This is a genomic window from Photobacterium sp. R1 (genome assembly GCF_054600795.1).
In genome coordinates this window covers 1-257 of the sequence record NZ_BAAHZP010000704.1, presented here as the reverse complement: position 1 = coordinate 257, position 257 = coordinate 1, and the positions used below count along the sequence as shown (strand labels likewise).

At 52.1% G+C, this 257-nt stretch carries 1 pseudogene; it reads right to left on the bottom strand.

The annotated features are described in order from the left end of the window. Positions 1-206, bottom strand: a pseudogene (locus ACYP03_RS26900) (3-phenylpropionate MFS transporter); the annotation flags it as partial. Between the last annotated feature and the right edge of the window lie 51 nt (positions 207-257).

The window sequence follows — 257 nt, the reverse complement described above, 5'->3', positions numbered from 1 at the left end:
TGCTCAACCTGATGCACCCTGGGTGTCAGCACCATATTGGCAAAACAGCGCCCCCCCAGCCCCAGCCCCAATAACACCCCGATATCCCCGGCCGCTATACCCAGCGAATTGAGCCACACGGCCCAAAACGGCAGATACACGCCATAATTAAAATAAAAGCCAAACATATACTGGGCTGTCCAGCCAAACGGGCTACTTCTTAACATCTCAAAACCCTGCTGCATGAAAATGGTCGTCATTATGCCTGCTGAGCACAT